The organism is Pseudomonas sp. FW305-3-2-15-E-TSA4 (assembly GCF_058787295.1).
Map to the genome: position 1 here is coordinate 1 of NZ_JBYSZP010000023.1, position 25807 is coordinate 25807.

General features: G+C 60.9%; 16 protein-coding genes and 1 pseudogene. 10 read left to right on the forward strand and 7 right to left on the reverse strand.

Going from position 1 to position 25807, the window contains the following annotated elements; translation table 11 throughout:
• Window positions 1-711: pseudogene (locus tag AC3WMV_RS25515) on the forward strand (hypothetical protein); the annotation flags it as partial.
• Window positions 712-895: 184 nt separating this feature from the next.
• Here AC3WMV_RS25515 and AC3WMV_RS25520 read toward each other — a convergent pair.
• The 3 genes from AC3WMV_RS25520 to AC3WMV_RS25530 all read right to left on the reverse strand — a co-directional run bounded on the left by AC3WMV_RS25520 (window position 896) and on the right by AC3WMV_RS25530 (window position 11144).
• Window positions 896-1255: a DUF6124 family protein gene (locus AC3WMV_RS25520; protein WP_103369212.1), complete on the reverse strand. Its 360-nt coding sequence runs from the start codon at window positions 1253-1255 to the stop codon at window positions 896-898.
• A gap of 96 nt (window positions 1256-1351) precedes the next feature.
• Window positions 1352-1723: a DUF6124 family protein gene (locus tag AC3WMV_RS25525; protein ID WP_095138608.1), complete on the reverse strand. Its 372-nt coding sequence runs from the start codon at window positions 1721-1723 to the stop codon at window positions 1352-1354.
• Window positions 1724-2537: 814 nt separating this feature from the next.
• Window positions 2538-11144 (reverse strand): retention module-containing protein, encoded by an 8607-nt coding sequence (locus tag AC3WMV_RS25530; RefSeq protein ID WP_103369211.1) that lies wholly within the window; start codon window positions 11142-11144, stop codon window positions 2538-2540.
• A 532-nt stretch (window positions 11145-11676) separates the two neighbouring features.
• On the opposite strand from AC3WMV_RS25530, the gene AC3WMV_RS25535 reads away from it, so the two are divergent.
• The 3 genes from AC3WMV_RS25535 to AC3WMV_RS25545 all read left to right on the forward strand — a co-directional run bounded on the left by AC3WMV_RS25535 (window position 11677) and on the right by AC3WMV_RS25545 (window position 16895).
• Entirely contained in the window at window positions 11677-13035 is a 1359-nt protein-coding gene (locus AC3WMV_RS25535) for a TolC family outer membrane protein (protein WP_007962570.1), read from the forward strand.
• Window positions 13036-13176: 141 nt separating this feature from the next.
• On the forward strand, window positions 13177-15339 hold the full coding sequence (locus AC3WMV_RS25540; RefSeq protein ID WP_096797468.1) for a type I secretion system permease/ATPase: 2163 nt from the start codon (window positions 13177-13179) through the stop codon (window positions 15337-15339).
• Window positions 15340-15533: 194 nt separating this feature from the next.
• A complete protein-coding gene (locus tag AC3WMV_RS25545; protein ID WP_098967759.1) occupies window positions 15534-16895 on the forward strand; it encodes an HlyD family type I secretion periplasmic adaptor subunit in 1362 nt (453 codons plus the stop codon).
• A 148-nt stretch (window positions 16896-17043) separates the two neighbouring features.
• Here AC3WMV_RS25545 and AC3WMV_RS25550 read toward each other — a convergent pair whose 3' ends face one another.
• Window positions 17044-17637, reverse strand: coding sequence for a tRNA-uridine aminocarboxypropyltransferase (locus AC3WMV_RS25550; RefSeq protein WP_103369209.1), 594 nt, complete (start codon window positions 17635-17637; stop codon window positions 17044-17046).
• Window positions 17638-17642: 5 nt separating this feature from the next.
• A complete protein-coding gene (locus AC3WMV_RS25555; RefSeq protein WP_007956593.1) occupies window positions 17643-18536 on the reverse strand; it encodes a LysR family transcriptional regulator in 894 nt (297 codons plus the stop codon).
• A gap of 340 nt (window positions 18537-18876) precedes the next feature.
• Here AC3WMV_RS25555 and speB point away from each other — a divergent pair, with 340 nt between their 5' ends.
• The 6 genes from speB (at window position 18877) to AC3WMV_RS25585 (ending at window position 24464) form a co-directional block, all read left to right on the forward strand.
• Window positions 18877-19827 (forward strand): agmatinase, encoded by a 951-nt coding sequence (gene speB / locus AC3WMV_RS25560; protein WP_003222717.1) that lies wholly within the window; start codon window positions 18877-18879, stop codon window positions 19825-19827.
• 10 nt (window positions 19828-19837) lie between these two features.
• On the forward strand, window positions 19838-20260 hold the full coding sequence (locus AC3WMV_RS25565) for a YybH family protein (protein WP_027614575.1): 423 nt from the start codon (window positions 19838-19840) through the stop codon (window positions 20258-20260).
• A gap of 56 nt (window positions 20261-20316) precedes the next feature.
• Complete coding sequence (locus tag AC3WMV_RS25570; protein WP_027614574.1) at window positions 20317-21819, forward strand: purine-cytosine permease family protein; 1503 nt, start codon at window positions 20317-20319, stop codon at window positions 21817-21819.
• 162 nt (window positions 21820-21981) lie between these two features.
• Complete coding sequence (locus AC3WMV_RS25575; protein ID WP_103369208.1) at window positions 21982-23361, forward strand: sodium:solute symporter family protein; 1380 nt, start codon at window positions 21982-21984, stop codon at window positions 23359-23361.
• An 86-nt stretch (window positions 23362-23447) separates the two neighbouring features.
• Window positions 23448-24173 carry an MBL fold metallo-hydrolase gene (locus tag AC3WMV_RS25580; protein WP_103369207.1) on the forward strand — a complete coding sequence of 242 codons (726 nt, stop codon included), beginning with the start codon at window positions 23448-23450 and terminating at the stop codon, window positions 24171-24173.
• 42 nt (window positions 24174-24215) lie between these two features.
• The gene (locus tag AC3WMV_RS25585; RefSeq protein WP_097090492.1) at window positions 24216-24464 is read left to right on the forward strand and encodes a phosphopantetheine-containing protein; all 249 of its coding nucleotides are present in this window, start codon (window positions 24216-24218) and stop codon (window positions 24462-24464) included.
• Between the two features lie 88 nt (window positions 24465-24552).
• Here AC3WMV_RS25585 and AC3WMV_RS25590 read toward each other — a convergent pair whose 3' ends face one another.
• Entirely contained in the window at window positions 24553-24681 is a 129-nt protein-coding gene (locus AC3WMV_RS25590) for a PA1414 family protein (protein WP_003184145.1), read from the reverse strand.
• A 142-nt stretch (window positions 24682-24823) separates the two neighbouring features.
• Window positions 24824-25717 (reverse strand): putrescine utilization regulator PtrR, encoded by an 894-nt coding sequence (ptrR, locus tag AC3WMV_RS25595; protein ID WP_103369214.1) that lies wholly within the window; start codon window positions 25715-25717, stop codon window positions 24824-24826.
• Window positions 25718-25807 lie beyond the last annotated feature (90 nt).

Genomic DNA, 25807 nt, shown 5'->3' on the forward strand with positions numbered 1-25807 from the left:
GAGAGCGAGGCAGTGGTTTTCCCTGTGCGCACTTACACGATCAAAGCGATTGAGGATGTGCGGCCAGAAATTACCCGTGTAGAAGACTCAAAAGGGAATGAGATTCTCCCAGACGGCACGACTGGCGACACCACGATCAAACTTGAAGGGAAAGGGGCTAAAGGTCAGCAAGTCAAGATCAAGGATGGCGCCATCGAGATAGGCATTGCCGACATCGATCCACAGAATGGTGACTGGGAGTTGACGGTGACGGACTTGAGCGTGGGTGACCACCGTTTTATCGCCATCGCTCTGTATGGCAGTGAGCAGGAGTCGGATCCGCGAACCTTGACCGTGACCGCATCCACGACGGTCCGATTCTGCGTCACAACCACCCCGCAGTCTCCTGGTAGTTTTGAAACAATACCAAACGGAAGCACGCTAAATATCGCATCTTTTAGAAATCACTATTTGAGTTGCGAATTCTACGCAGTTAGCCCCAGGGAACACCACGTTCTCATAATCGAGCGCAACAACATCGAGTGGTTCTCTTTATATAGTGGCACTAGATTAAATAAATGGTACCGACTGCATAAGGATTTTTATCCCGCATCCATCCCCCCTCGACTCTTAGAACCCGGCCGTTACACCATGTACATATATGCAACCGACTCCGCCCCCTCCAACCCGCGACAAGAGCTCCTAGGGGAACAGACTGTCACATTCATTTGATACGAACAACGTGAACCCATCTCATCCGCCTTCCCGTCAGGCGTAGCGGATGAAAAACGATTTTTACGTCACCTACTTTTTCGCCTTAAGGGCGGGGGCGGATCAAATGATCCGCCCCCGTTGTATTTCCGCATTATCCGCCGTGTTCAAAGCCTGCTCGCAATGAGGCCATCAATGCTGGCGCCTAATCCTTGGGCACGACGTTATCCAGCGCCTGATTCACCGCCAACTCCCCCAGCATAACCACCTGCGCAATGCCCAACACCGTATTACGACTCGGCCCCTCCAGCGTGCCGGCAAAGTCACCGAGCATCACCGTGGCCGAGGCCAGGGATTCGCAGGCGTTGGCCAGCAGGGATTCGGTGTCGGTTTGCGGGTTGACCATGAACATACTGCTAGGGGTGTAGGGCGTTGCCATGATGTTCGCGGGCGCGAGGTAGTGGTCGAGGGCGCGTTCGGCGGCTTCGTGGAGTTTTCTGGAGTTGAGGGACTCGTACGGCGATACCGGGTCTGTGATTGGTGGATTGGGCTTGGTTTCGGACATCGACTGAGGCTCCGGGCAAGTACCCCTTGAGGCACTTTGAAAGAATGACGACCTGTAGGCGCTGCCAAAGGCTGCGCCAACAGGTGTGCCGGGCAGTTAGTTCGGCACGCGGCGGCCGTCCAGTACCCGGTTGACCATCAGTTCACTGAGCATGATCACCTGATGCAGCATCAGCATCGCCCGGCGCTGTGGGTGGTCGACGGTGTCGCCGATATCGCGGGCCATGTCGCTGGCGGCGGCTAATGATTCGCAGGCTTCGACGAGCAAGGTTTCTTCGTCCACGGTGGGGTCGATGAGGAAGATTCTGTTCGCCTTGCATGACGAGGTTGAAGGGATCGAGATCTTCAGTGCGCCGGGGTTGAGGTAGAAGTTGATGGCGCGGTCGGTTGCCGCTTTTATCTTCTGCGGGTCGAGGGCTGGGTCGTACGGGATCGAGGTGTCTGGGGGGTTGGGTGTGGCTTTGAACATAAATGAAACTCCAATTTGAACAATAGGAGCCATCACCCTCGCTACCAAACGGCGGGTGGCGGCCATGCGCGGGTTGGTAGACCGGTCAAATTGGGTAACCCGGCGCTCACGAATGAGCCCCACGCATGCCCACCATATAAAGCCATATCTCAAAAAAGAAACAGCAATGAAGGTGTCGCAACAACGACAATTTAAGACGGGCTACCAAACCCGATCACTGATTTTCAGTGACAGGGATACGATATAGCCCGCCCCATAGCCGTGTAAGCCGGCGGATTCTGGCGTACCCGTAGGTAACGGCGCAAGGCGTTGTAGCCGGTATGGCGTAACGGTTCGTGTACTTTAAACGTGGTTGCGGGATGATGTTTATTTGCGGGGTTTGCTCTGTTGTTTTGATTTTGTCTGGTAGGCCGCCATCGTTGGCAAGCCAGCTCCCACAGTTGGAGTGTGTGCATTCAGTTGGGGATTGGTCGGCTGGGAGCCGCTTTCGCGAGCAGGCTCGCTCCCACAGTTGGAATGCGTGCATTCAGATGGGGGGTTGGTCGGCTGGTAGGCCGCCATCGTTGGCAAGCCAGCTCCCACAGTTGGAGTGTGTACATTCAGTTGGGGTTTGGTCGGCTGGGAGGCCGCTTTCGCGAGCAGGCTCGCTCCCACAGGGGAGCTTTGTTGTTCACAAAATGCTGAGCACCCTAAATCCAATGTGGGAGCGAGCCTGCTCGCGAAGGCTGACGCACTGGCAACCCATCTCTCCAGACAGAAAAAACCCGCCGCCCCGATCAACCGGAACGGCGGGTTTTGTCGTTTCAGGCCTTGATCACACTGTGTCCACTTTCAGCGAATGATCATTGAGCATGCCGCTGATGATCGTCGCCGTGTCGTGCCCGCCGGCTACCACCCCACCCGCCCCCGGGGTCACGCCGTAGTGGCTGGCGAGGTTGACGCCGGCCAAGTCGATGGTCTGGTTCGGCGTGGCGCCGGCCAGCGCGCTGACGTCGATGCTGGTGAGAACCGAGGCGCCGCTGCCGGTGACGGTGAAGTGCAGATAGTCGTCCAGCGACGCGGTGGTGCCGTTTTCACCTTGCAGCAGTTGCGACAGGTCGAGCTTGTCGGTGCCGGGGGTGAAATCGGTGATGGTGTCGTGGCCGGTGTTGCCCTTCAGGTACTGGAAGGTGTCCGCGCCGGCCCCGCCAGTCAGGGTGTTGTTGCCCATGCCGCCGATCAGCAGGTCATCTCCGCCACCACCGTTGAGGATGTCATTGCCCAGGCCGCCGTTGATCACGTTGTTATTGTTGTCGCCGGTCAGGGTGTCGTTGAAGTTCGAGCCGACCAGATTCTCGATATTACTGATCGTGTCGGTACCGGCGCCGATGGTGTTTTGCGCGCCGAGCAGGCCGAGGTTGACCGTGACCCCGGCGGTGGCGTGGGCATAGCTGACCGTGTCGATGCCGGTGCCGCCGTCGAGAATGTCGTTGCCCGGGCCGCTGTAGAGCAAGTCGTTGCCCGCGCCGCCGTGCATCTCGTTGTTGCCGGAACCGGCGGTCAGTACGTCGTTGCCGTCGCCGCCATTGAGGATGTTGTTGCCGGTGCCCGCCACCAGAATGTCATCCCCGGCAGTACCGGTGAGGGTGTGGCCATCCTGATAGGTGATGCTGACGTTGGCGGTGTCGCTGCCGCCATGGTTGTCATTGGCGATATAGGTGCCGTGGAAATCCGGCGTCACGTCATGGGCGCCGGCGTAGTTGACCGTCATGGTCAGTTGATAGTTTTCCGCTGCCGTCGGATTGCTGCCGCTGGTGTTGCTGATGTTGGTCACGTGGATCTGGTAGGTGCCATCGGCACCGGCAGTGATGGTGCCGCCGTCAGCGATGCTGACGAACGCGCCGCCGTTGACCGAGTACTCCATGGTGACGTGGCCGGCCGCGAGGTTGTGATCCAGGTTCAGCGTTTCGCCCTGTTTCAGTTTGACGGTGATCAGGTCCTCATCGTTGGCATTGGCATTGGTCACCGCACCGAGGTAACCGCTGACCACCAGCACTGCGGTCATCGCGGCGGTGTTGGCGGCGAATGCAGCGCGTACGTCGGCCAGGTTCTGGTTGGCGGCGGTGTTGCCGGTGCCGGCGAAGTTGATCGCGCCGGTGCCGGTGAAGTCCGCGCCCTTGGCCACCCATCCGGTGTTGAAGCTGGTCGGCGAAGCGTTGAGCGTGTCGCCGTCCGGATCGGTGTCGTTGGCCAGCAACAGTTCGCCCGGCACGGTGATGTTGCTCGACAGCACGTTGGTGATGACGTGGTCGTCCGTCGCCACCGGTGGCGAGTTGGGGATCACTTTCACGGTCAGCGTCGAGCTGGCGAGGTCGCCGTCGTTGTCGCTGAGGGTGAAACCGATGTTCTCGGTGATCACCGTGGTCGTGGTTTTTTGCGAGGTGTAGCTGTAGTCACCGGTGTCCAGGTTGATCACCAGCGTGCCGCTGTTGTTGGTGGCGATGCTGATCGTGTTGTTCACGGTGTTGAACGTGCCGTGGTTGGTGCCGCCGGATGCGGTCAACGAACCCTGGCCGCTGTTGGCGCGCGGGTCATAGGTGTAGGTGGTGCCGTCGACCACGATGGATTTGATGAAGCCGCCATCGGCGCCGAAGGTACCGCCCTCGCCCAGCAGCGAACCGGTGACCGGCGCACCTTCCACAGTGCCCGACAGCACCGAGTTGAGCTGATTGAGGTCGGTGACCACTACCGCGTTGGTGTTGGTGTGGCTGATGCCGTCATAGGCCAGCGGATCGAGGTTGGCGTTGCTCACGCCGCTGCCCAGACCGATGGCGTAGTTCTTGATGTTGTTGGCATCGAGGAAGTTTTTCAGCGCGGCTTCGTCGGCAGCGTTGATGTCGCCTTCGTTGGGTTTGCCGTCGGAGAAGAAGTAGCCGACGTTCTGCGCCCCGGTGAGTTTGCCCGAGGTGTTGAACGCGGTCTGCATCACCGCCACGGCAGCGTCGTAGTTGGTACCGCCACCGGCGGTGAGGCCGGCGAGTATGGACTTGGCCGTCGCCACATCGACCCACACCGAAGTCCGGTCAGTGGCATTACTGCTGAAGGTGACGAGCTGCACCTTCACATCGCCGAGATCATCGTACTTGTCGAGCAAGGCACTGATGGCCTGCTTGGCCAGCGCCAGACGTGATAGCCCCGGCACACCGGAGGCGTCGGCCATACTGCCGGAGATGTCGAGGACGATCAGCAGGTTGGAATCGATCTCCACCGCCGCCACCGAACGATCCGACGCCACGGCTTTGGGCACGTCGTCGACGATGTTGACCACAATCGTGCTGGTGGTGCTGTTGCCCAGCGCATCGGTGGCTTTGTAGGTAAAACTTTCGCTCAGGGTGTTGGCGCCGTCGTTGGCGTTCGGCGTGGTTTTCGGTGCCGAGGTCAGGGTGTAGGTGTAAGTGCCGTCGGCGTTGAGCTGGATCTGCCCGTAAGTGCCGGTGGCGCTGCCGACCAGGGTGTAGGTGAGCGCCCCGCTACCGCCGCTGACCGCGCCGACCAGTGTGCCGGTGGCGGTTTCGCCGGTGTTGCTCGGGTCGCTGCCGGTGACCGTGCCGGGGGCCAGGTCCTGGCCGTCCTTGGTCAGGTCGAGGGCTTTTTCATAGACCGTCACGTCCTGATCCACCGATGCAATCAGTTTGCTGTCGGCGACATTGATGGTGATGGTGGTGGTGCTTTCGTCGCCGTCGCCGTCGCGGATGGTATAGGTGAACGTGTCGGTGGCGCCCGGTGGGCTCACCGAGTTCGGGTTGCTGTGGTAGATGGCGTTACCCGCCGCGTCCAGGGTCAGGTAGCCGTAGGCGCCGTTGATGTTGCTGTTGAGGCCGCCGATCGCCGAGGTCGCGGTATTGCTGCCGGCGCGCACGCCGACCACTGCCCCGCCTGCCGCTGCGCCATCGGCGCCGGTAACGTCGTTGCCGAGCACGCTGATATTGACCGTGCCGCCCTCCGCCACCAAGCCGGTGTCGGCCTTGGCGGTCGGCAGGTCATCGATGATGTTGACGTTGATCTGGCCGCTGGCGGTGCTGCCATCGGTGTCAGTCGCGACTACGTTGAAGTTTTCGGTGAGGCTGTTGGCGCCGTTACCGGTCGGGTGATTTTCGTTATCCACCAGGGTATAGCTGTAGCTGACCACGCCGGTCGCAGGGTTGTAACCGGTGACGGTGAACGTGCTGCCCAGCGGCGACACCACCGATTGCGGGAAGCCTGCGGCGACCCCGTTGGTCACGACGGCAATGCCACCGACGGTGAGGGTTTGCAGGCCATCCAGGGCCGTGACGGTGAACGTACCGCTCTGGGTCAGCGCCGGAGTATCGGGGCTGGTGCCGTCACTGAGGTTTTTCTCGTAGACGGTGAGTTCGCCGCCGTTGACGTCGAGGCCGTTGAGCACCACCGGATCGTCGTTGTTGTGGATGTTCAGCACCAGGTTGGCGGTGCTGGTATCGCCGTCAGCATCGGTGAGGGTGTAGGTGAATGTCTCGGTGCCGTTTCCACCGCCGTGCAGCGCTTTGAAGTCGGCGTCAGCCGGGTTGAGCGTGTAGGTGTAAGTGCCGTTGGCATTGAGCACCAGCGTGCCGTAAGTCCCGGTGAAGGTACCGGCGGTGATCGGCCCGGCATTCGGTCCGGTGGCGACCACGTCCGCGCCTTGCACGTCGTTAGTCAGCACGTTGCCGGTCAGGGTCAGCTGGGTTTCCGAGGCACTGGTGGCGTTGCTGTCGTTGAGGGCTTTGGGCACGTCATCGACGATGCTGACGACGATGGTGCTGGTGACCACATTGCCCAGCGAATCGGTGGCCTGATAGGTGAAGGTTTCAGTCAGGGTATTGACCCCGTCGTCGGCATGCGGTGTGGTGGTCGCGGGCGAGGTCAGGGTGTAGGTATAAGTGCCGTTGGGGTTGAGCACGATCTGCCCGTAGTTGCCGGTGGCACTGCCGACCAGCGCATAGCTGATGGCGCCAACCGCACCGGTGACCGAACCGACCAGTGTGCTGGAGGCGGTTTCACCCGTATTGGTCGGGTCGCTGCCGATGACCGTACCCGGGGCCAGATCGGCGCCGTCCTTGGTCAGGTCGAGGGCTTTTTCGTAGACGGTGACGTCGGTGTCGCTGGTCGCATACAGCTTGCTGTTGGCGACATCGATGGTGATGGTGGTGGTGCTTTCATCGCCATCGGAATCGCGCACGGTGTAGGTGAACACATCCACCGCACCGGGGCCGTTCACGGCATTGGGGTTGCTGTGATAGACCGCGTTGCCGTTGGCATCGAGGGTCAGGTAACCGTAGGTGCCATTGATGTTGCTGTTGAGGCCGCCGATGGCCGAGGTGGATGTGTCGGAGCCGGCTCGCACACCGACTACCGCGCCGGTCACGGCCGGGCCGTCGGCGCCGCCGATGTCATTGTCGAGCACGTTGCCGCTGACGGTGCCGCCCTCCGCCACCGACGCGGCATCGGCATGCGCGCTCGGCAGGTCATCGATGATGTTGACGTTGATCTGGCCGCTGGCGGTGCTGCCGTCAGTGTCAGTCGCCACCACGTTGAAGTTCTCGGTGATGCTGTTGGCGCCATTGCCGTTGGGATGGGTTTCGTTATCGACCAGGGTGTAGCTGTAGCTGACCACGCCAGTCGCCGGGTTGTAGCCGGTGATGGTCAGCGTGCTGCCCAACGGCGTGACGATCGATTGCGGGAAGCCTGCGGCCACACCACCGGTGACGACGTTGATGCCGCCCACGGTCAGGGTTTGCAGACCGTCGAGCGCGGTCACGGTGAAGGTACCGCTCTGAGTCAGCGCCGGAGTATCGGGACTGGTGCCGTCGCTGAGATTTTTTTCGTAGACGGTGAGTTCGCCGCCATTCACGTCGAGACCGTTGAGGGTCACCGGATCGTCGTTGTTGTGGATCTGCAGGACGAGGTTGGCGGTGCTGGTATCGCCGTCCGAGTCAGTGATGGTGTAGGTGAAATTTTCGGTGCCGTTGCCGCCGCCGTGCAGGTTTTTGAAGTCGGCGTCGTTGGTGTTCAGTGTGTAGGTGTAAGTGCCGTCAGTGTGCAGTTCCAGCGTGCCATAGGTGCCAGTGAACGTACCGGCGGTGACCGGGCCGGTGGGCACGCGGTCGGCGCCTTGCACGTCGTTGGTGAGGACGTTGCCGGTCAGGATCAACTGACTTTCAGACGCGGTGTTGGCGTTGGAATCGTTCAGCGCTTTTGGCAGGTCGTCGATGATGTTTACATCGAGGGTTGCGTTAGCGGTGGTGCCGTTGTCGTCCACTACGGTGACGGCGAACTGTTCAGGCAGATTGTTGGCGCCGTTGGCGGTTGGATGTGCCTCGTTGTCGACCAGGGTGTAGCTGTAGCTGACGACACCGGTGGTCGCGTTGAATCCGGTGATGGTCAACGTGCTGCCCAGCGGTGTGGTGACCGATTGCGGGAAGCCTGCGGCTACACCGTTGGTGACCACGGCGATGCCACCGACGGTCAGGGTCGTCACGCCGTCCAGCGCAGTGATGGTGAACGTGCCGCTTTGGGTCAACGCAGTGGAATCGGGTGCGCTGCCGTCAGTGAGATTTTTCTCGTAGACGGTGAGTTCACCGCCATTGACGTCGAGCCCGTTGATGATCACCGGATCGTCGTTGTTGTGGATCTGCAGGACGAGGTTGGCGGTGCTGGTATCGCCATCGGAATCGGTGATGGTGTAGGTGAAGGTTTCGGTGCCATTGCCGCCACCGTGCAGGTTTTTGAAGTCGGCGTCGGTGGTGTTCAGCGTGTAGGTGTAGGTGCCGTCGGTGTGCAGTTCCAGCGTGCCGTAGGTGCCGGTGAACGTACCGGCAGTCACTGGGCCGGTCGGTACGCGGTCGGCGCCCTGAACATCGTTGGTCAGGACATTGCCGGTGAGGGTCAGATTGGTTTCTGACGCGGTGTTGGCGTTGGAATCGTTCAGCGCTTTTGGCAGGTCGTCGATGATGTTCACATCGAGGGTCGCGTTGGCGGTGGTGCCATTGTCATCCACTACCGTTACGGCGAACTGCTCGGGCAGGTTGTTTGCGCCATTGGCGGTTGGGTGTGCCTCGTTGTCGATCAACGTGTAACTGTAACTCACAACACCCGTAGTGGCGTTGAAACCAGTGATGGTCAGCGTGCTGCCGAGCGGTGTAGTGACCGATTGCGGGAAGCCTGCGGCCACGCCGTTGGTGACCACGGCGATGCCGCCGACGGTCAGCGTGGTGACGCCGTCCAGAGCGGTGATGGTGAAGGTGCCGCTTTGAGTTAGCGCGTTGGTATCAGGCGCGCTGCCGGTGCTGAGGTTTTTTTCGTAAACGGTCAGCTCTCCGCCGTTAACGTCGAGGCCGCTGATGACCACGGGGTCGTCGTTGTTGTGGATTTGCAGGACGAGATTCGCAGTGCTGGTATCGCCGTCCGAATCGGTGATGGTGTAGGTGAAAGTCTCGGTGCCATTACCGCCGCCGTGCAGGTTTTTGAAGTCGGCGTCGGTAGTGTTCAGCGTGTAGGTGTAAGTGCCGTCGGTGTGCAGTTCGAGGGTGCCGTAGGTGCCGGTGAAGGTGCCGGCGGTGACTGGACCGGTGGGTACGCGGTCGGCGCCTTGTACGTCGTTGGTCAGTACGTTACCGGTCAGGGTCAACTGAGTTTCCGAAGCGGTGCCAGTGTTGCTGTCATCGATTGCTTTAGGCAGGTCGTCGATCACGTTCACATCAAGCGTTGCATTGGCAGTCGTGCCGTTGTCGTCCACGACGGTGACGGCGAACTGCTCAGGCAAATTGTTGGCGCCATTGGCGGTTGGGTGTGCCTCGTTGTCGACCAGGGTGTAGCTGTAACTCACAACACCGGTGGTGGCATTGAAACCGGTGATGGTCAGCGTGCTGCCCAACGGTGTAGTCACCGATTGCGGGAAGCCCGCGGCCACGCCGTTAGTGACAACGGCGATGCCGCCCACCGTCAGCGTGGTAACGCCATCCAGTGCGGTGATAGTGAACGTGCCACTCTGGGTCAGCGCATTGGCATCCGGCTCGCTACCGCTGCTGAGGTTTTTTTCATAAACCGTCAGCTCGCCACCTTCAACGTTCAACCCGTTGATCACCACCGGATCGTCGTTGTTGTGAATCTGCAGAACCAGATTCGCAGTGCTGGTATCGCCGTCCGAATCGGTGAGGGTGTAGGTGAAAGTCTCGGTGCCATTGCCGCCACCGTGCAGCGCTTTGAAATCTGCGTCGCTGGTGTTCAGGGTGTAGGTGTACGTGCCATTGGCATTCAATACGAGGGTACCGAAAGTGCCGGTAAAGGTGCCGGCAGTGACCGGGCCGGTGGGCACGCGGTCAGCGCCTTGCACATCGTTGGTCAGGACGTTGCCGGTCAAGGTCAACTGGGTTTCCGAGGCGGTGTTGGCGTTGCTGTCATTCGCCGCTTTGGGCACGTCATCGATGATGTTGACGTCGAGCGAGCCGGTGGCGCTGTCGCCATTGCTGTCGCTTGCGGTCACGGTGAAATGTTCACTGAGGCTGTTGGCGCCGTCACCGGCCGGATGGGCATCGTTGCCGTTGAGGGTGTAGCTGTAGCTGACTACGCCGGTGCTGGCGTTATACCCGGTGATGGTCAGGGTGTTGCCCAGTTGTGTGGTGATCGACTGCGGGAAACCGGCCGCCACACCACCGCTGATCACGTTGATACCGCCGATGTTCAGGCTGCTCAGACCGTCCGGCGCCGACACCGTGAAGCTGCCGCTCTGGGTCAGCGCGCCGGGGTTGGCAGAGGAGCCGGCAGGCAGGTTGGCTTCGTTGAGGGTCAGCTCACCGCCAGGCACGGCGAGGCCACTGAGGGTCACCAGGTTGTTGACCGGCGGCGGCACGATCGGCGTGTTGTCGCCATTGTCGATGACTGCGTTGTGCCGCTCTTCGGGAAACTCGGGAATACCGTTGAAACCGGCGGTCGGGAAGCCGATCACCGGATCCACGCGCCCACCGACTTCCGTCAGCAGGACAAAACTGTGGCCGCCACCCAACTCACCTGGCGCGCCGCCCGGTGCATTCGGGCCGGCGGCGGTGGCCTCTGCCGCTTTGGTCGGGTCTTCACCGGCAGCGATGGCTTTCTGAATCTGCTCGACGTCAGTCAGTTGTGCTTCGCTGGGGGTCAGCGCTTCAGGGGAATCGACATGCACCGCCTGATTGGCCAGCAGTTGCCCGGACATGGTCATGCTGCTGTCGCGGCCCAGGGTCAACTCGTGGCCATTTTGCAGATGAATGGCGACGGCACCTTCTGCGCCGGTGATCACTTGATCGCCGGCAAACAAGCGGTCGCCCTCGACCAGGGCGCGGCGCGTGCCGTCGGTGCCCTGCGCAAAAACCTGACCAATGACTTTAGTGACTGTCCCGATGAGCGTTGCCATGTGAAATTCCTCCGCTGCCGACCACCGTCGGCACTGGTTCGCGAAGCAGCCCATGGCTCAATCGGGTTGTCGGGGCGACGCTCGCACCTCGACAGTTCGTTTCGCAGGTTGCGCAAACGAGGAAACTTCAGTGCTTTCAAGCACTTCGGACTCCTGATCAATGCAGCGAACCCACTAACGCTACGTAACGGTGGTGAATCACCCGAGTGACAAAAATCTGTCGCTCATCTGCCGCTACGCGTCCCTCCCCTTCAGCAGTACTTCGCCGTATGTCGCAAAGTGAATGGAACTTTCCTCAAGCCTTTTTGTGCTCCCTAAAGCGCATGAAACAAAGGCTTTCGATCTGAACAATGTGCTGGTTTTCGCCAAGCGCATAAGTTTTTTTCGGCATAAGCCTTATGAAAATTTTTTCTTAGCTACGCTTCAGGATGTTCTTAGCTCTGTTGTTACAAGAGTGAAACGCTTACACCTCAAATTATCGTCAAATATTTGGCGACAGTAACGCACCATCAGGACCAGGGAGATGCACCCCATGCGCGTTTTAACCCCCCTCTGCAGCGCGGTTTTGCTGGCCATGGCTTGCACTTCCCAAGCCCAGGCCATGAATCTGACCGAAGCGATTCAAAGCACCATCGCCACCCACCCGGACCTCGCCTCGCGCGTGGACGCCAAACTGTCCGCCGATGAGCAAGTGAAAGTGGCCAAGGGTGGCTTCTATCCGTCCGTCGATCTGAATGCCGCTTACGGGCGCGGTTACAGCGACAACACCAATACCCGGGCTTTCGGTAATCACCACACCGAAATCCTCAATTACACCCAGTCGGAGCTACGGCTGCGGCAAATGATCTTCGACGGCTTCAACACCGCCAACGAGGTCGAGCGCACCAAGGGCGTTTCCAACTCGCGCGCTTACTACGCGCAAGGCACCGCTCAGGATCTGGCGCTGCGTACCATCGAGGTCTACCTCGAAGTGCTCAAGCGCCGTGAACTGGTGACGCTGGCCAGGAACAACCTGCAAGCGCACTTGCGCGTCAACGATCAGATCGGCCTGCGCACCCAGCGCGGCATCGGCAGCACCGCCGACTCCGATCAGTCGGTGGCCCGTAAGGCGCTGGCGCAGAACAACCTCGACACCGCCGAAGTCGATCTGGCCGACGCCGAATCGAATTTCTACGCCGTGGTCGGGCGCATGCCCGATGAACTGGAAGCGCCACCGTCGACTCGCGGCGAAATCCCAACCAGCCTGCCGGAAGCCCAGCAGAGCATGGTCGAGAACAACCCGTACCTGAAATCCGCGCAGGCGGACGTGCAGTCGGCCGAGAGCCAGTATGAAGTTGCCAAGTCGCCGTTCTACCCGCGTTTTGACGCCGAAGCGGCGGTGGGTGCGAACAACAACGTGCAAGGCGATGAAGGCCACGACAACGAATGGCGCGTCGGCGTGATCATGAATTACAACCTGTTCCGTGGCGGCAGCGACAAGGCTCGTCTGGCCTCCGATGCGCACCAGATCAATCAGGCGATGGACATACGCAACAACGCCTTGCGTCAGTTGAACGAGAACATTCACCTGGCGTGGAACGCCATGGTCAACGCGAACAAACAGACCCCGACCGCCCGTGAATACGCCGAGACCACCAAGCGTGTACGTGCGGCGTATCAGGATCAGTTCGGCCTCGGCCAACGCACCCTGCTCGACTTGCTCGACAGTGAAAACGAGCTTTACAACGCCAACCGCCGCTACACCGAAATTCGCTACACCGAGGAATATTCGATGTACCGCGTGCTGGCGAACATGGGCCAGTTGCTGAGCAAGCAACGGGTGGTGCTGCCGGCGGATGCGATTGCGGCGACCGAAGTCAAAAACGAGGCGCGCCTGCCCGAACTGAAATGAGGTAACCCCGTGTAGGAGCTGCCGAAGGCTGCGATCTGTTGATCTTGATCTGCAAAAACAACATCAAAAGATCGCAGCCTTCGGCAGCGCCTACAGGGGAGATGTGTCGAAAGTCGAGTCCGTTCAACAGGGGCGATCAATATGACCAGCATGGCCGAAGGCGGACACACCGGGATCGATCCGCGGCTGAGCTTCGATGACCCGTTACTCGACGGTCTGCTGATCCTCTGCAAACTGCATGGCGCGACGGTCAGTCGTGCCAGCCTGAGTGCCGGGCTGCCCCTGAACAAGCAACGTCTGAGTCTGGACCTGCTGCCCCGCGCAGCAGCCCGGGCCGGTTTGCAGGCGCGCTTGTTGCGCCGCGAACTGAAGGATATTTCTGCGCTGAATCTGCCGATCCTGTTGCTGCTCAAGGACGGCCGCACTGCCGTACTGCGGCGTTTTGCCGATGACGGCAAGGCGCTGATCCTGCCCAGCGAAGCCGATGGTGGCGAGCAATGGGTCGAGCGCGAAGAACTCGCCGAACACTACAGCGGCCAGGCCTTGTTCGCCCGTCCGCGCCACGAACTTGAAGACTTGCGTTCACCGCTGGTGCCGCGAGTGCATGCCTGGTTTCGCGACACCCTGAAGCTGTCGAAATGGCTGTACAGCGACGCGATCCTTGCCAGTTTCCTGATCAACCTTTTAGGCCTGATGGTGCCGCTTTTCGTCATGCAGACCTACGACCGCGTGGTGCCGAATCAGGCCACGTCGACCCTGTGGGTATTGGCGATCGGCCTGCTGATCGGTACCGGTTTCGAACTGGTGCTGCGGGTGGTGCGCGCGCACCTGCTGGACACCGCCGGGAAGAAAACCGATGTGATCCTTTCCGCGACTTTATTTGAACGGATCACCGGCATGGCGATGAAGGCGCGGCCGGCAACCATCGGCGGTTTCGCCCAGAGCATTCATGACTTTCAGGGCCTGCGCGAATTCCTCACCGCCGTGACCCTGACCAGCCTGATCGACCTGCCCTTCGTGGTGTTGATGCTGGTGGTGATCGGTCTGCTCGGTGGCTGGCTGGTGGTGATTCCGCTGCTGGCGTTTCCAATCACGATCATATTTGCTCTGGCGATTCAGGTGCGCCTGCGTGACACCGTGCAGAAAAGCCTGAGCCTGGGTGCCGAACGGCAGGCGCTGCTGATCGAAACCCTCGGCGGCCTGGAAACCCTCAAGGCCTGCAGCGCCGAAAGCGAGCGCCAGCACAAATGGGAAAGTACCCACGGCGCCCTCACCCGCCTCGACAGCCACGCGCGCAACCTCTCGGCGCTGGCGACCAACGGCACGCTGTTCATTCAGCAGTTCTCGGGGATGGCGACGATCGTCGCCGGGGTCTACAGCATCATCGCCGGCAACCTCAGCGTCGGTGCGCTGGTGGCCAGCTACATGCTCGGCAGCCGGGTGCTCGCGCCGCTGGGGCAGATCGCCGGGCTGATCACCCGCTACCAGCAAGCGCAACTGACCATGAAAAGCACCGACGCGCTGATGGGCCTGCCCCAGGAACGCGACGGCAAACAGCGACCGCTGGAACGCACGCAACTGCAAGGCGCGCTGGACGTCAGCGGCGTGACCTTTCACTACAACGGCCAGAACGCACCGGCGCTGAGCAACGTCAGCTTCAGCATGAAACCCGGCGAGCGGATCGGCATCATCGGCCGTAGCGGCTCGGGCAAAAGCACCCTGGCGCGACTGGTGATGGGCTTCTATGAACCCGAGGAAGGCCAGTTGCTGCTCGACGGTCTCGACCTGCGGCAACTGGATGTCGCCGACCTGCGCCAGCAGATCGGTTACGTCGCCCATGACCTGCCGCTGCTGGCCGGCAGCCTGCGCGACAACCTGACCCTCGGCGCCCGCTACATTAGCGATTCACGCATGCTCGAAGTTGCCGAGCTGACCGGCGTCACTGAACTGGCCCGCCAGCATCCGCAAGGGTTCGACCGGCCAGTGGGCGAGCGTGGGCAGTTACTCTCCGGTGGCCAGCGTCAGGCCGTTTTACTCGCTCGGGCGTTGCTGCTCGACCCACCGATCATGCTGCTCGATGAACCCACCAGCGCCATGGACAACAGCAGTGAAGACCTGCTGCGCCAGAAGCTCCACGGCTGGGTGCAAGGCAAGACCCTGCTGCTGGTCACCCATCGCACCTCGATGCTGAGCCTTGTGGATCGGCTGCTGGTACTGGACAACGGCCGGGTCGTCGCCGACGGCCCGAAAGAAGCGGTCATCGATGCACTGCGCAAGGGCCGCGTCGGCTCGGCAGCGGTTTAGATGCGTGCACATAATTTATGGCTCTCACAAAACTGTGGCGAGGGGATTTATCCCCGATGGGCTGCGCAGCAGCCCCAAAGACTCTGAGGGCGCTTCGCACCCTATCGGGGATAAATCCCCTCACCACAAGTAAGTGTTCCGGGCGACGCATGGGTTGTGCGGTTTGATGTTTCCTAACTGAGGGGTATCGCCCCATGTCTGCATCTTCAGATAGCAAATCACGCGGCTACTTCGACAGTTTCGGCAAAAGCGCCGAGGCCGAGTTCATGCCGGAAACCGCCGGCGCTTCGTTGCAGGATTCGCCGCGCTGGTCGCGGATCACCGTGTGGCTCGCAGCGGCGCTGCTGATCAGTGCACTGGTCTGGGCCAAGTTCGCCGTGCTGGAAGAAGTGACCATGGGCGAAGGCAAGGCGATTCCGTCAAGCAAGGTCCAGGTGATCCAGAACCTGGAGGGCGGGATCGTCACCGAGATTTTTGTCCGTGAAGGACAGATGGTGAACAAGGGCGACAAGTTGCTGCGCCTGGATGACACACGCTTCCTGTCGAACAAGGGTGAGAGCGAGGCCGATCGTTACGCCCTGACCGCGCAAGTCGAACGCCTTTCCGCCGAAGCCGAGGGCCGTCCGTTCAAACTGTCTGACGAGGTGATCGCCAAAGCGCCACAGGTCGCCGAAGACGAACGGGCACTCTACGACCAGCGCCAACGGCGTCTGGCCAGCGAACAACGCACCCTCACCGAACAGCTGCGGCAGAAGACTCAGGAGCTGGCGGAATTCCGCTCCAAGCAAGGCCAGTACAGTTCCAGCCTGGCGCTGCTGCAGCAAGAGATGAACATGTCGGCGCCACTGGTCGGCACCGGTGCGGTGTCGCCGGTGGAGATCCTGCGACTGAAACGCAGCGCGGTGGAAATTCGCGGCTCACTGAACGCAACGACCCTGGCCATCCCAAGGGCGGAATCGGCAATCAACGAGATCAAGAGCAAGATCGACGAATCGGAACAGACTTTCCGTTCCGACGCCGCCAAGGACCTCAATCAGAAGCGCACCGACCTGTCGAAAATCACCGCGTCGAGCATCGCCATCGACGACCGCGTCAGCCGCACCACCGTGACTTCGCCAGTGCACGGGGTGATCAAGCAACTCAAGGTCAACACCATCGGCGGCGTGGTGCAGCCGGGCAGCGACATGGTGGAAATCGTGCCGCTGGAAGACAACCTGCTGATCGAAGCCAAGGTGCGTCCGCAAGACGTCGCGTTCCTCCATCCGGGCCAGAAAGCCATGGTCAAGTTCAGTGCCTATGACTACACGATCTACGGCGGGCTGAGCGCAAAACTGGAACTGATCGGCGCCGACACGATTACCGATGACAAGGGCAACAGCTTCTACCTGATTCAGGTGCGCACCGATAAAAACCATTTGGGCGGCGATGTGAAACCGCTGCTGATCATCCCGGGGATGGTGGCGACGGTGGACATTATTACCGGGGAGAAAAGTGTGCTGGATTACCTGCTAAAACCGGTGTTGAAAGCGCGGACCGAGGCGATGCGGGAGCGGTAGGCATTGTTGAGATTTGCGCTGATTGATCCGGCGCCTTCGCGAGCAGGCTCGCTCCCACAGGGTGTTTGAGCTGAGCACATAATTTGTGCACACCTGCGATCAAATGTGGGAGCGAGCCTGCTCGCGAAGAGGCCCGTTTCAACAACCATTATTTCGCATGATTACGCTGAAAAACCTCCTCCCCCATCGCCGCAATCTGCCCCTCGATCAACGCTTCGAACGGCTTGAGCAACGGCGCAAACGTCGTCGGTGCTTCGAGGGTTTCCAGCGCCTGCACAATCGCCTCGATGGTCGACAACGCCCCCGGCCCCGGGGCCTTGCGCAACCGGTAGCGCGACACCCCGCCCTGCGCCAGCGTCACCCGCGGCAACGCCGCCAGCAGCGGGTTGAGATGAAGCATCTTGCGTGCCTTGCGCCAGGTGCCATCCGGCACCACCAGCAACAACGGTTCAGCGGATTCGCGGTAAGCCTGCATCGGCTGCGCATCGTCAGCGGGAAACAACAACCGCGCCTGATACCCCCGCCGATTGAGCAGCGTCGGCAGATCCTCGAACACTTCACCGACAATCAACTCGGCATTGGTCAAACCCAGAGCTGCCAGTCGCGCGGTGTTAAGCGCGTGATTGACCTCGCTCGGATGCTGCAACAGCAACACCCGGGTGCGGCTATCGAGGCTCGGGATCAGCGGGCACAGGCAATGGGTGTGTGGGCGCAGGCAGCGCGGGCATTGGGGTCTGGACATGGTTCTTATGCCTGATTGAGCTGTGCTTTGAGCAAATCACGGAAGGTCTGGATCAGCGGCTCGCGGCTGCGGCCACGGCGCATGATCATCGAGAATGGCGCCTGATAACCGAAGGTCGCCGGCAGCAACACGCGCAGGTCGCCCTTGTCGGCCCAGGCCTGGGCGTAGTGTTCTGGCAAGTAACCGATGTAGGCGCCGGAGAGCACCAGAATCAGTTGCGCCTCCATACTTTCCACAGTCGCCGCGCTGTGTTTGAAACCGTGCCGTGCCAGCTCGGCCTGGCTCCAGTAACCACGGCCGACCATGCGTTGCTGGGTGATGACCTGCTCGGGGATCCGCCGCTCGTTGAACAGCGGATGCCGGCTGCTGCAATACAGCCAGTGCTGCTCGCGGTACAGCGGCATATACACCAGACCGCTCATGCGCGTGGAAAACGCACCGATGGCCAGATCGAGGCGGTTGTCCTGCACGCCGAGTTGCAGTTCGTACGGGCTCATCACCGACAGATGCAAATGCACCGCCGGGTGTTCCTGACTGTAGGCGCCAATGGCCTCGGCGAACGGCAAGGCCTTGTCGCTGACGGTGGAGTCGATCACCCCGAGGTTGAGCGTGCCGCGCAGTTCGCCCTTGAGCGCCGCGGCGTATTGCTCGAAACCTTCGAGTTCGGCGAGCAGGCGCAGGGTTTCCTGATGGAACAGCTCACCCTTGCTGGTCAGGCTGAACCCACCGCGCCCGCGATGGCACAGTACCAGACCGAGCGCGGCTTCAAGCTGGCTCATGTAAGTGCTGATCGCCGAGGTCGACAGGTTGAGCTCCTGCTGCGCATTGGCAAAGCCCTGATGGCGGACCACGCTGACGAAGATGCGCAATAGTTTCAGGTCGGGTAAAGCGTTGGCCATGTCTACTCCATCACAAGAAGCATTCGGTGCGTCCGAAGAAACACAGTCCCTGTGGGAGCGGGCTTGCTCGCGAAGGCTTCGTATCAGTTGGCATCCATGTTGCTGACACACCGCATTCGCGAGCAAGCCCGCTCCCACACAGGCGTCATGTTCACCCCGGCGAACAGCGACGAGTCTATCTCCAGCCTCAACATTAGTTTAGAAAAATCTGAACTAAGTTTTTGCCCGTAGCGATTCTTCCCCGCCACTACATTTCGCAGAATCGGCCCCACAGCGGCGTCCGAACCTGTGCTCAACGGTGCGCCGATATAAATAAAACAAAGACGATGAGGCCCTACCCGTGGACAAGATTCTTCACCAACCACTGGGCGGCAACGAAATGCCGCGCTTCGGCGGCATCGCCACCATGCTCCGACTCCCCCATGTACCGACCGCTGCCGGCCTGGACGCTGCCTTCGTTGGCGTGCCACTGGACATCGGTACTTCGCTGCGCCCCGGCACCCGCTTCGGGCCGCGCGACATCCGCACCGAATCGGTGATGATCCGCCCGTACAACATGGCCACCGGCGCTGCGCCGTTCGACTCGCTGTCGGTCGCCGACATCGGTGACGTGGCGATCAACACCTTCAACCTGCTCGACGCCGTACGCATCATCGAAGAAGCCTACGACAACATCCTCGAGCACAACGTGATCCCGATGACACTGGGTGGTGACCACACCATCACCCTGCCGATCCTGCGGGCGATTCACAAGAAGCACGGCAAGGTCGGTCTGGTGCACATCGATGCCCACGCTGACGTCAACGATCACATGTTCGGCGAGAAGATCGCTCACGGCACGACCTTCCGTCGCGCCGTCGAAGAAGGTCTTCTGGACTGCGACCGCGTGGTGCAGATTGGTTTGCGCGCGCAGGGTTACACCGCTGACGACTTCAACTGGAGCCGCGATCAGGGTTTCCGCGTGGTGCAGGCCGAAGAGTGCTGGCACAAATCGCTGGCGCCGCTGATGGCCGAAGTGCGCGAGAAAGTCGGCGGCGGCCCGGTGTACCTGAGCTTCGACATCGACGGCATCGACCCGGCCTGGGCGCCCGGCACCGGCACCCCGGAAATCGGGGGTCTGACGACCATTCAGGCGATTGAAATCGTTCGCGGCTGTCAGGGCCTCGACCTGATCGGCTGCGATCTGGTAGAAGTCTCGCCCGCCTACGACACTACCGGCAACACCTCGCTGCTGGCCGCCAACCTGCTGTACGAAATGCTCTGCGTACTGCCTGGCGTGGTTCACCGCTGAGGGTTCGGCCATGAACGAACGTGATCAGGTGTTGAAAGCGGCTGCCGATCTGGTGTCCGCCTTCGCTCGTAACGATCGCGAGGCTTATTTCGGCGCGTTCAGCGCCGATGCAAGTTTCGTGTTTTACACCCTCGAACAGCCGCTGCTGTCGCGCGATGCCTATCAGGCCTTGTGGGACAGCTGGCGTGCCGAGGATGGCTTTGAAGTGCTGTCGTGCACTTCGAGCAACGCCTTCGTCAGCCTGCAAGGTGACGTGGCGGTGTTTATCCATGACGTGGCCACCGAGCTGCGCATGCAAGGGGAGCAACATTTCAGCCAGGAGCGCGAGACGATTGTTTTCAAGAAACAAGCGTCGAGCCTAGAACAACAAGGCCATTGGCTGGCCTGCCACGAACATTTGTCCGCAATGCCGGAAGGGCTGCCATCCCCTTAGCCAAACAGGTGACGCCTCACACACGATGAGGCGCGCCTTTATGATCGGAGCAGATCATGAATAACAACAACAACGACCAAAGCCTTACGCAAATTGAAACCCACGGGGTCGAACAGATCCCGGACCACGAACGCACCGCAGGCCCGACGGACTTGTTCCGGATGATCTTCGGTGGTTCCAATACCTTTGCCACCGCCGTGCTCGGCAGTTTCCCGGTGCTGTTCGGTCTGTCGTTTCAGGCCGGTGTCTGGGCGATTGTGCTGGGCGTGCTGCTCGGCTCGCTGATCCTCGCCCCGATGGGCCTGTTCGGCCCGCTCAACGGCACCAACAATGCCGTGTCCTCCGGGGCGCACTTCGGCGTGCACGGGCGGATCGTCGGTTCGTTCCTGTCGCTGTTGACCGCCATCGCATTTTTCTCGCTCTCGGTGTGGAGTTCGGGGGATGCGTTGATCGGGGGTGCGAAACGCCTGATTGGTCTGCCGGAAACCGACCTGACCCTGGGCCTGGCCTACGGCCTGTTCGCGATTCTGGTGCTGACCGTGTGCATCTACGGCTTCCGCTTTTTGCTGTGGGTGAACAAGATCGCGGTGTGGAGCGCCAGCCTGTTGTTCCTGCTGGGCATCTTCGCCTTCGCCGGTCCTTTCGACGTCAACTACGCCGGCACGGTGAACCTCGGTCAACCGGGCTTCTGGGCGGCGTTCATCGGCGCGGCGCTGGTCGCGATGAGCAACCCGATTTCCTTCGGCGCGTTCCTCGGCGACTGGTCGCGCTACATCCCGCGTGACACCTCCAAGCAGCGGATCATGGCCGCTGTGGTGCTGTCGCAGATCGCCACGTTCATTCCGTTCCTGTTCGGCCTGAGCACCGCGACCATCGTCGCGATCAAGGCGCCGGACTACATCGCGGCGAACAACTATGTGGGCGGCCTGCTGGCGGTATCGCCGAGCTGGTTCTTCCTGCCGGTGTGCCTGATTGCAGTGATCGGCGGCATGTCCACCGGCACCACCTCGCTGTATGGCACCGGGCTGGACATGTCCAGCGTATTCCCACGGGTGCTGTCGCGGGTCAAGGCAACGTTGCTGATCGGCGTGCTGTCGATTGCCTTCATCTTCATCGGGCGCTTCGCGGCGAATCTGGTGCAAAGCGTGTCGACCTTCGCCGTGCTGATCATTACCTGCACCACCCCGTGGATGGTGATCATGATCATCGGCCTGCTGGTGCGTCGCGGCTTCTACTGCCCGGATGACCTGCAAGTGTTCACTCGCGGCGAGCAAGGCGGACGCTACTGGTTCAATCACGGCTGGAACTGGCGTGGCCTGGGCGCATGGATCCCGAGCGCGGCGGTCGGCCTGTGCTTCGTCAACCTGCCGGGACAATTCGTCGGCCCGCTGGGTGAGTTGGCCGGCGGCATCGACATCAGCCTGCCGGTGACTCTGGGCCTGGCCTCGGTGGTGTACCTGACGCTGCTGAGCCTGTTCCCGGAACCGCGCGAAGTGTTCGGCCCCAAGGATGCCCGGCGTGAAGCCGCAGTAAAACCTCAACTGCGTCAGGCCGCCTGACGCAGATCCCCTGTGGGAGCGAGCCTGCTCGCGAAAGCGATCTTTCAGTCACTTCTTTGTTGAATGTGCCGACGCCTTCGCGAGCAGGCTCGCTCCCACAGTGAGCAGCACCCCGAACCAAATTTGTTTCACCATAAAAAAGACAATCGGAGACACGCCATCATGGCTTTGGATTTATTCGTCGTCCTCATCTACGCCGCCGGCATGCTCTTGCTCGGCTACTTCGGCATGCGCAAGGCCAAGACCAACGAGGACTTTCTCGTGGCTGGTCGTAACCTCGGCCCAAGCCTGTACATGGGCACCATGGCCGCGACCGTACTGGGTGGCGCGTCCACCGTCGGCACCGTACGCCTGGGTTACGTGCATGGCATCTCCGGTTTCTGGCTGTGTGCGGCGCTGGGTTGCGGCATCGTCGCGCTGAACCTGTTCCTCGCCAAACCGCTGCTGAAACTGAAGATCTACACCGTTACCCAGGTGCTGGAAAAACGCTATAACCCGATGGCCCGCTCGGCGAGCGCGGCGATCATGCTGGCCTACGCGCTGATGATCGGCGTGACCTCGATCCTCGCCATCGGCACCGTGCTGCAAGTGCTGTTCGGCCTGCCGTTCTGGATCTCGGTATTGCTCGGCGGTGGCGTGGTGGTGATCTACTCGGCCATCGGCGGCATGTGGTCGCTGACCCTGACCGACATCGTCCAGTTCATCATCAAGACCGTGGGCCTGATGTTCATCCTGTTGCCGATCTGCCTGTACCGCGTCGGCGGCTGGGACGAACTGGTGCTGAAGCTGCCGGCAGCGGCGTTCAACTTCACCACCATCGGCTGGGACACGATCATCACCTACTTCATGATCTACTTCTTCGGCATCCTGATCGGTCAGGACATCTGGCAACGGGTGTTCACCGTCAAGACCGCCAAAGTCGCCCAGTACGCCGGCAGCATCGCCGGTATCTACTGCATCCTCTACGGCCTGGCCTGCGCGCTGATCGGCATGGCCGCGCACGTACTGATCCCGGATCTGGACAACGTCAACAACGCCTTCGCCGCCATCGTCAAACTGTCGCTGCCGGACGGCATCCGTGGTCTGGTGATCGCTGCAGCACTGGCGGCGATGATGTCCACCGCCAGCGCCGGCCTGCTGGCAGCGGCCACCACGCTGACTGAAGACCTGCTGCCGAAACTGCGCGGCGGCAAACAGTCGAGCCTGGCAATCAACCGCCTGTTCACCTTGCTGACTGGTGTTGTGGTACTGGGCATCGCGCTGGTGGTGAATGACGTGATCAGCGCCCTGACCCTGGCCTACAACCTGCTGGTGGGCGGCATGCTGATCCCGCTGATCGGTGCGATCTTCTGGAAACGCGCGACCACCGCCGGCGCCATCGCCAGCATGGGCCTGGGCTTTGCTACCGCGCTGCTGTTCATGTTCAAGGATGGTCTGGATGCGAACACGCCGATCTACTACAGCCTGGCTGTGGGTCTGATCAGCTTTGTGGTGGTCAGCCTGGTCTCCCCTCGCCCGGCGACGGTGGCGAGTGCGATCTAAGCTTTGATGTAACGACTTGATGCTTTCTTCGACGGGTGTGGCGTCGGTTGCCACACCCGTTTTTTTACGTCTGGAGAAAATGGCTCATGAAGATCGTTTCGCGCGATCAGTGGTTCGAAGTTCAGCACTTGAGCGATGGCATTCGGCTGATCCATGAGCCGTATATCCGCCCGTTCTACCGCTGCAATTTGTGGCACGTGCAGGGGCGCGACACAGACTTGTTGCTCGACAGCGGCTCGGGGCTGGTCAGCCTGCGCGAGCAGTTACCGTGGATTACCGAGCGGCCATTGGTGGCGGCGGCCAGTCATTGCCACTTCGACCACATCGCCGGGCATCACGAATTCGCCGAGCGTCTGGTGCATCGTGCCGAGGCCGACATCCTCGCCGCGCCAGACGGAGAGAACGACCTAAGCCGGGCCTTCGTCGGCGAAGACATGTTCGACGCGCACCCGGACTGCCCGCTGTGCTACGCCGAATACCGGGTCAAGGCAGCGCCGGCCACTGGGTTTGTCGAGGATGGCGACGTGCTGGATCTGGGCAATCGCACCTTGCAGGTGCTGCACACGCCGGGGCATTCGCCGGGCGGGATCAGCCTGTATGAAGCGGCGACCGAAACGTTGTTCAGCGGCGACATCATCTACGACGGGCCGCTGATCGAAGACGCCTACCACTCCAATCTGCAGGATTACGCGGCCAGTCTGCGACGTTTGCAGGCGCTGCCGATCCGCACCGTGCATGGCGGGCATTTCGGCAGTTTTTCCGGCGGGCATTTGCGTTCGATGATTGACGAATGGTTGCGTCGACACGCTTGAGGCCTGCTGTAATCAGTCAACACAACAACGAAACTGTCTGCCATGAGAAGAGCTGCCGTGCGTGCTGCCGTGCACCGATACATTCAGCGCCTGCTGGACTCCCGCGAATTCAACGACGACACCAGCCTGGTGCAATTAGGGCTGGAGAAGGCAGATATCGAAGATCTGATATTTCATCTGGAAGATGAGTTCGGACTGACGGCGTTTACAGCCGAAGAGGATCACATGCTCAAGACCGCGAAGACTGCGAAGGACTTGAGCCGGTTTCTGCTGGAGATCGGGCGACACTGAAAGCAAAAGATCGCAGCCTGCGGCAGCTCCTACACTTTTCTCTGTAGGAGCTGCCGAAGGCTGCGATCTTTTGATCTTTAATCAGGCACTACCGCCGGCGAGGCTGACGCCGGCGCTGTTCGTCATCGGTGCGGATCGGAACAGGTTGCAGAGGCGGTTCGATCAAGCCGAGGGCAACACCCAAATCGTGCAGCCAGTTCTGAATTTTCTCTTTCATCGTCATGCCCCCTTCAGGGTAGTGCTGAGCGGCCGGAATTCTGAGGCCGCTTCGCACTGATAATAGTCCGAAGTCCTACGCAATGCTCGGCCAAATCCGCAATGATCTGTTACTGAATTGAACAGAATTACGATTGGTTGGTTCACGCCGTCTGCCGGGATTCACTCGATGCCACGGGATAGAGCGCTTGCTGCTGTTCAATCCAGGCATTGAGGTTGGCCCCGACCATGCCCTTGCGCCACATGAGCCACGTTGTCGCACTGGCAAACGGCTCGGCCAACGGGTGCACTGCAACGCTTTCGCGCCCCGGCAGACTGGCCAGCATCGACTCCGACATCAATGCCACACCGCTGCCGGCAATCACGCAGGCAAGCATGCCCTGATAGGACTCGATCTCCATCGCCCGCCCCATCGCCGCCTGATAGTGAACGAACCACGCCTCCAGCCGCGCGCGGTAGGCGCAACCGTGGCGGAAGGTGAACACTGCCCTGCCCTCGACGTCCTTGGCGCTGCGGATCGGCGGGTGGTCGGCCTCGCTGATCAGCACCAGACGCTCCTCACACAGCGGCACGCCGTCGATCCCCGCCAGTTGTGGCGGGCCGTCCACCAGCGCCGCATCGAGACGCCCGGAGACCAGACCTTCGAGCAATTCGCCGCTGGGTCCGGACTGCACTTGCAGATTCACCGCCGGGTATTGCTTGTGATAGCGCGCCAACAGCGCCGGCAAATGGATCGCCGCCGTGCTGTACAGCGTGCCGAGGACAAAATCCCCGGCCGGCTGCCCGCCCATCACCGCTGCACTGGCCTGATCGCGCAGGGCGAACAACTTGCCGGTGTAGTCCAGCAGGACTTTTCCCGCAGGCGACAACTGCAAACGCTGACGCTCACGAACGAAAAGTTCGACGCCCAATTGCTCCTCCAGCTGTTTGAGCCGGGTCGACAGATTGGACGGCACCCGGTGCAAACGCTCGGCGGCGCGGGTGATCGAACCCTCCTCGGCCACCGCCTGGAAGATCCGCAATTGGCTGAACTCCACCACCATTCTCCATAACAGAACAAGTTGCTCACTATTATTCAATTTTAAAGAAAGTCAATCGCTTCTAGCCTGACGGTCATTGCTCCTTCA

What these genes read in the sequence shown, in the direction of transcription:
- AC3WMV_RS25525 (WP_095138608.1), bottom strand. Translation starts at nt 1,723, where the DNA reads ATGTTCAAAGCCACACCCAACCCCCCAGACACCTCGATCCCGTACGAC.
- AC3WMV_RS25555 (WP_007956593.1), bottom strand. Translation starts at nt 18,536, where the DNA reads ATGGCCAACGCTTTACCCGACCTGAAACTATTGCGCATCTTCGTCAGC.
- AC3WMV_RS25545 (WP_098967759.1), top strand. Translation starts at nt 15,534, where the DNA reads ATGTCTGCATCTTCAGATAGCAAATCACGCGGCTACTTCGACAGTTTC.
- AC3WMV_RS25590 (WP_003184145.1), bottom strand. Translation starts at nt 24,681, where the DNA reads ATGAAAGAGAAAATTCAGAACTGGCTGCACGATTTGGGTGTTGCCCTC.
- AC3WMV_RS25520 (WP_103369212.1), bottom strand. Translation starts at nt 1,255, where the DNA reads ATGTCCGAAACCAAGCCCAATCCACCAATCACAGACCCGGTATCGCCG.
- AC3WMV_RS25570 (WP_027614574.1), top strand. Translation starts at nt 20,317, where the DNA reads ATGAATAACAACAACAACGACCAAAGCCTTACGCAAATTGAAACCCAC.
- AC3WMV_RS25565 (WP_027614575.1), top strand. Translation starts at nt 19,838, where the DNA reads ATGAACGAACGTGATCAGGTGTTGAAAGCGGCTGCCGATCTGGTGTCC.
- AC3WMV_RS25535 (WP_007962570.1), top strand. Translation starts at nt 11,677, where the DNA reads ATGCGCGTTTTAACCCCCCTCTGCAGCGCGGTTTTGCTGGCCATGGCT.
- AC3WMV_RS25585 (WP_097090492.1), top strand. Translation starts at nt 24,216, where the DNA reads ATGAGAAGAGCTGCCGTGCGTGCTGCCGTGCACCGATACATTCAGCGC.
- AC3WMV_RS25530 (WP_103369211.1), bottom strand. Translation starts at nt 11,144, where the DNA reads ATGGCAACGCTCATCGGGACAGTCACTAAAGTCATTGGTCAGGTTTTT.
- AC3WMV_RS25550 (WP_103369209.1), bottom strand. Translation starts at nt 17,637, where the DNA reads ATGTCCAGACCCCAATGCCCGCGCTGCCTGCGCCCACACACCCATTGC.
- AC3WMV_RS25540 (WP_096797468.1), top strand. Translation starts at nt 13,177, where the DNA reads ATGACCAGCATGGCCGAAGGCGGACACACCGGGATCGATCCGCGGCTG.
- AC3WMV_RS25580 (WP_103369207.1), top strand. Translation starts at nt 23,448, where the DNA reads ATGAAGATCGTTTCGCGCGATCAGTGGTTCGAAGTTCAGCACTTGAGC.
- AC3WMV_RS25575 (WP_103369208.1), top strand. Translation starts at nt 21,982, where the DNA reads ATGGCTTTGGATTTATTCGTCGTCCTCATCTACGCCGCCGGCATGCTC.